This is a genomic window from uncultured Christiangramia sp. (assembly GCF_913046405.1).
Lineage (GTDB): Bacteria > Bacteroidota > Bacteroidia > Flavobacteriales > Flavobacteriaceae > Christiangramia > Christiangramia marina.
Map to the genome: position 1 here is coordinate 1 of NZ_CAJWRQ010000152.1, position 4373 is coordinate 4373.

The window sequence follows — 4373 nt, forward strand, 5'->3', positions numbered from 1 at the left end:
GCATGCCTCCTACATTGGTACTAACTACCACCAGGCCAAGGCTCATCGCTTCAATGACGCTTATTGGGGTGTTATCCACAGTGGTGGTATTTATAAAAAAGTCATAATGTTGGGATAGGGAGGACCAGTATTTCTTCTTTAATTTCCCGGTAAAACGAACATCTAGCTTATATTTCTCCGCAAATTTCTTACAGGTTTTCATCGTCCCATCTTTTTCCGGGCCTACCATACAAAGACTTGCCTGTGGAAATTTTTCAGAAATTATCTTCAATACTTCGACAGCCATTATAGGATTATATCGCTCCTGAAACCGTCGTACCCATAGTAATTTTGGCTGAAAATTTTTACGTTTCTTAAAGGGATAATTGGAGGTTTTGATGGCATTTGGAATGACTTTGGTATTTTGAAAGCCGTGCTTTTCAAAAGCATTCTTTAAAAACATGGAGGGTGCTATATTGACCTTTGAGTTTCCGAATAGACTCTCACTAAACGATTTAGATCTTTCCAGTCGTTCCGGTAAATTTCCGCCATGTAAAATAGGAATATATTCAAGATTTGATAACTGGCAGGCCTTGCCAACCAGATAAGCATAATAAAAGTTCAGGGCTCCGTAGGTATCGATAAGAACAATATCGGTGGAATTCTTATAACGTGCTATCAACCCAAGCATTTCGGTAAGTCGCAAAGCCTTATTGGATCGCGTGGATGCTGTTTTAACTTCGTAACCTTCTTTCCTTAACATTTTACTGAAAAAAGAAATATAGGTAACGGTAAAACTATTAATTCGCAAGTCGTTTCCTATGTACAGGATTCTTTTTTTCATCTACTATATATAATAATGCCAGACCATAAATAAAACCTGGCAGGGCGATACGCATGGCGGAGTGATTAATGGTTAGAAACCAGAATGCCATGAATGCCAGGAAATAATAATTATTTTTAAATTTTGTCCAGAAAACAATTGGGACACTGACTAGAATGATTAATGCGACAAGACCGAGCATACCATGTTCTGAAAGCAATCTGCTAATTTCATTATGAGATGCGGTCTCAGTCCCAGCCTCTTCACTTCGAAATTTTTTAGCCTTACCCACTCCAACTCCAATTACCGGACTATCGTAAAATGCCAGCAATTCAGTCTCAATCAATTCAGCTCTACCGGTGGTAATATCAGATTTCAGTTCGCCCGCTGCGTTTCTATTCGTATATCTATAAGTAATTAAACCTTCTGTTTTGATCGCAGTAAAACTCCAAATAACTACGGCAGACAAAAGTAAGAATATAAGTTTTTTAGCAAGGGAGCTTTTCTGAATGTTGCTTTGTTTTTGATAGAAAATAAAAATAAAGGTAGCAATACAAATAATTGCGGTTAGAACTCCACCTCGAGAAAAGGTTATAATCGCTCTGTAACTAAATAAAGCGAGCAGAATGACATCTATTAAATTCATGACCCGGTCTTTGAAAACGAATAACCTGGTGCAAACCAGGAATGCTCCTAATCCCATCACTGCTGAAATCTGATTGGGACCATACCCACCAGAAGTGGCATAATTAGAATTGGTTCCGGTCATTAATGCCTCACCAATACTCGGAGTATAGAAGAAAAGGTAAGATAAGTTAGCAACCAATGGTAGTAGCAGCATGAGCAATACGAAGTTGAAATGATCGAATGTAATTTTTTTGTAGTAACAGTAAAGGGCGGAAACACCTAAACAAACAGGCCCGCTTAAATTAAATGCTATTGCTTTTCGAAATACCACATCATAATCGAGAGTAAAAGAAGCCACTACCACTCCGGGAAAAAGCACCAGCAAATAGATCCAGAAGGGTACAGTCTTGGCAGAGGTTCCCTTGTAGAACATTCCAATTAAAAGAAACAGAATGACCGAGTATTTACCGGTTTCATAGAAAATCATGGCCCCATTCATTCTATAGAAAACCTCTGCTCCGGCGATATAAGCTGCTGCCATTAAGGCTTCATTATTCCGGTTGTTCTTTAAAATGATCCAAAAGAACAAGCCCACCCAGGTGGCAAGTAAAAGTATGGAAGCAGACGATCTCTGAAAGTAAATTACAAATCCAATCAAAACGTGTAATAACACGAATTGCAAGTAGGACATATAATTAATTCTTTTGATCGCCAATTCTACTCTTTTAAAAAATTACAATATTATGATTTTGTGTAAAAATCGATAATTTCAGTGACATTCGTAGCTGCAGAATAATTCAATTCGATTCGCTCACGAAAAGATAATCCTTTCTGCTTCAATTCTGGCTCGAGGTACATCGACTTCATTGCCGCAGATAATGCAGCAAGGTTGTTGGATGGCACCTGGATTCCATAATCTCCCATTACTTCGGCACATTGCCCTACGTTGGTATAAACAGCAGGCAAACCGGCTAAACCATATTCGAGTAAAGCAAGGGGTAATCCTTCAGAAATGGAGGAGAGAATTCCCACGTCGGCCTCATTAAGATAAGCATCAACATCTACCTGACTTCCGTAGTAAAATATAGCATCCTTACGCTCGGAATTTTCGATTTTTTTGAGAACCCGCACGCTGTAATCGTCCTGAAAGTTTTTTCCTAAAAGATGCAGACTTACATTCCCCGGGTCCAGTTTCTCGAATGCCTCAATAAGAGAGATCTGATCTTTCTGTGGACGAAGATTCGCCACGCAAATAAATTTAAAGTCGGTTGGAGAACCTTTGAGTAATCTAAAACTTCGGGGTCTCCTGATCTTAGGAAGAATAAAGTTTCTAATTACCTGAATGTTAGAACACTTAAGGTGAGTTCTGGACCATTCTGCCAGTTTCTGATTAACAGCAATTATCCCATCCATATAACCAGACAATAACTTTAAAATTGTTTTCGGCCTATTTTCAAGGAACTCACTTTTACCGTAGTGATCATGCCAGATTAATCGGATTTTGCTACCCAGATAAATTTTAAGTAGAGTACAGAAAAAAATAGATGTACTATGAGCGTGAACAATACTTATTTGATGTTTTTTGACATATTTCAGTAATTTTCTGAAAGCCCAGAGATCAAGACTTGATCTTTTGTTCAGGAAGAGAAATCCAACCTCAGCTTTGATTTCATTGCGAAGAAGTCCTTCTCTGCGCGTACAGCAAATATGTGAAGTCTCAATTTTACCAGCAAGCGCATTTGCACAGTTTACGGCCATTCGTTCTGCACCACCCGCATCCAGCGTATCGATCACCTGTATAGCTTTCATAAAAATTTTCTGATCTCGGTTTTAAATCGTTCCAAGGTATACTGCTGCGACCATTTTTGGGCACCTGCTGACATTGCTTTCAATGTATCTCTATTTTTCAGTTTATCAATAATGATATTTATCGCTTTATCAGGATCTGCAGGAATAACAACTCCTCTTTCCCCTTCTCCCATCATCCAGGAAACACAGGATACATTAGTAGCTATAGGTATACATCCAAAAAACATAGCTTCAGCTACTGCCTTTGGCCATCCTTCAGATTTGGAAGGCAGAACAAGAAAATGTGATTCCCGATAACGCTGCTTCAGCTCCTTCTTGTTTCTAAAACCCTCTATGCTAATAGCTTCTGAAAACGTTGAATTCTTTATATAATCTTCAAGCTCCTCCAGTAAAACCCCATTTCCATAGAGTTTTAAACTTGCATCAACACCTTGTGAAATTAATGCCTCTACCAGTTTAATTACAATTAAGGGTCTTTTTCCCTCTGATAGGGATCCAACGAATATGAATTTTAAAGTCCCATCAAATTCTTTACTAACCGGTATAATGTCTTCTTCGGAAAAGCTTGCAGTAAAAAAGGGAATGATGTTATCTGACTGATTTTTCCATTTCCCATATACCAGAACTTTGATGTTGCGGGATAGAAAGCGATTATTCAGGATCCATTTCTGAAGTCTGTAACTAAGTGGTTGATCTGACTCCGGATCCCAGTTTCCTGCATACTTTACGGTTTTATGCTTTTTTGGAAAGAAGATCTGAACGATACAGCCCAACAAAGAGATGTTGCCGGGACATCGAAGATGTATATGATCTGCTTCCCGAAATATTCTAAAAATCTCGAATACGATTCCCGGTAATCTGACAACTGATCTTAAAGCATCCCTGAGTTTCGTAAAATTGAGCGGAGAAACCTCAACGAAATTTAAATCTCGACTGTAAGCGATCTCAACTGGTAAAGGCTTTCTCTCAATTTTAGGAGCTAACACCTTCACTTCATCTACATGTTTCAGCCAGATATTCATTTCACTGATGTAAGGCTCGTAGGAAAAAAAATTTCCTTTAAATGCCGAATGTTCAATATAGGTAATGATCGCAAATTTCATAAACCACTCTCAATTGAAAAGATCGTAAAAAT

At 38.4% G+C, this 4373-nt stretch carries 4 protein-coding genes; all 4 read right to left on the minus strand.

Annotated elements, in window-relative coordinates; all coding sequences use genetic code 11:
- The coding region (locus tag QZ620_RS13550; protein ID WP_295182644.1) for a glycosyltransferase family 4 protein at nucleotides 1-823 on the minus strand (823 nt) is incomplete at its 3' end.
- Entirely contained in the window at nucleotides 780-2120 is a 1341-nt protein-coding gene (locus QZ620_RS13555; RefSeq protein WP_295182647.1) for an O-antigen ligase, read from the minus strand. The genes QZ620_RS13550 and QZ620_RS13555, both read right to left, overlap by 44 nt.
- A gap of 50 nt (nucleotides 2121-2170) precedes the next feature.
- Entirely contained in the window at nucleotides 2171-3238 is a 1068-nt protein-coding gene (locus QZ620_RS13560) for a glycosyltransferase (protein ID WP_295182648.1), read from the minus strand.
- Nucleotides 3235-4341 carry a glycosyltransferase family 4 protein gene (locus QZ620_RS13565; RefSeq protein WP_295182649.1) on the minus strand — a complete coding sequence of 369 codons (1107 nt, stop codon included), beginning with the start codon at nucleotides 4339-4341 and terminating at the stop codon, nucleotides 3235-3237. Before QZ620_RS13565 ends, QZ620_RS13560 begins: the two co-directional genes overlap by 4 nt.
- Nucleotides 4342-4373: the final 32 nt, after the last annotated feature.

Excerpts from the sequence above, each read along its gene's own strand:
- QZ620_RS13555 (WP_295182647.1), bottom strand. The coding sequence starts at position 2,120 with ATGTCCTACTTGCAATTCGTGTTATTACACGTTTTGATTGGATTTGTA.
- QZ620_RS13560 (WP_295182648.1), bottom strand. The coding sequence starts at position 3,238 with ATGAAAGCTATACAGGTGATCGATACGCTGGATGCGGGTGGTGCAGAA.
- QZ620_RS13565 (WP_295182649.1), bottom strand. The coding sequence starts at position 4,341 with ATGAAATTTGCGATCATTACCTATATTGAACATTCGGCATTTAAAGGA.